A 421-nucleotide genomic window follows, 5' to 3' on the forward strand; every position below is an offset into this window, starting at 1 on the left:
TAACGAGTTTGAATCAAGGCTTAAAGAGCTTAAAATCAAACATTCTTTCAGCCATAAAGGCTGTCCATACGATAATGCAGGTATAGAATCATTTCATGCGACCTTAAAGAAAGAAGATGTTTACCCACAAAAAGACAAATACAAAGATTTTAAATCAGCTAGAATCCAGCTTTTCAAATATATTGAAGGCTTTTACAATAGTCGCAGAATTCATGGAGCTCTTAATTTTATTACGCCAAATGAAGCAGAACAACGAGCTCTGAATGAAAGTATTTAAGTTGTGTTTTTGTGTGGAAGCAATTTATTGCTTCCTGCCACATTAACAATACCATGAAGTTAATAAGTCAAGGCCGCTGGAAGCGCCTCGCAGAGGTTTGCCTTGAGATTATTAACGAATGGTGTTACTGAATTAAAAATATAT

Annotated in this window: 1 protein-coding gene; it reads left to right on the top strand. The window is 34.9% G+C overall.

The window, feature by feature from the left end:
- Positions 1–277, top strand: a 277-nt coding sequence (locus tag ON15_RS08125; protein WP_010581003.1) for an integrase core domain-containing protein, incomplete at its 5' end; no start/stop codon positions are given.
- Positions 278–421 lie beyond the last annotated feature (144 nt).

Origin of the sequence: Liquorilactobacillus vini DSM 20605 (assembly GCF_000255495.1) — a bacterium.
Taxonomy (GTDB): domain Bacteria; phylum Bacillota; class Bacilli; order Lactobacillales; family Lactobacillaceae; genus Liquorilactobacillus; species Liquorilactobacillus vini.